The organism is Bradyrhizobium sp. KZN70725, assembly GCF_055264925.1.
The window spans coordinates 1-674 of the sequence record NZ_JBUYWT010000198.1; the positions used below are offsets into that span (position 1 = coordinate 1).

Annotated in this window: 1 protein-coding gene; it reads right to left on the reverse strand. The window is 63.6% G+C overall.

All coding sequences use genetic code 11. From position 1 onward, the window contains the following. A partial coding sequence (locus ACZBJS_RS42685) for a TCP-1/cpn60 chaperonin family protein (RefSeq protein WP_463440349.1) occupies positions 1–674 on the reverse strand: 674 nt, incomplete at both ends.

Sequence of the window (674 nt, forward strand, 5' to 3'; positions counted from 1 at the left end):
TCCTCGATCTGCGCCTTGATCTGGGCAACGCGGGCGTCGATGTCGGCCTTCTTGCCGGCGCCGTTGACGATCGTGGTGTTCTCCTTGTCGATCATCACCTTCTTGGCGCGACCGAGCATCTGCAGCGTGACGTTCTCGAGCTTGATGCCGAGGTCTTCCGAGATGGCCTGGCCGCCGGTCAGGATCGCGATGTCCTGCAGCATGGCCTTGCGGCGATCGCCGAAGCCCGGAGCCTTGACGGCCGCGACCTTCAGGCCGCCACGCAGGCGGTTGACGACGAGGGTGGCGAGCGCTTCGCCTTCGACGTCCTCGGCGACGATGACCAGCGGCTTGCCGGTCTGCACCACGGCCTCGAGCAGCGGCAGCAGCTCGTTCAGCGAGGAGAGCTTCTTCTCGTTGATCAGGATGTAGGCGTCGTCCATCTCAACGCGCATCTTGTCGGCGTTGGTGACGAAGTAGGGCGAGATGTAGCCGCGGTCGAACTGCATGCCCTCGACGACGTCGAGCTCGGTCTCGAGCGACTTGGCTTCCTCGACCGTGATCACGCCCTCGTTGCCGACCTTCTTCATGGCGTCGGCGAGGAACTTGCCGATCTCGGCATCGCCGTTGGCCGAAATGGTGCCGACCTGGGCGATCTCCTCGTTCGAGGTGACCTTCTTCGAGTTCTTCTGGAG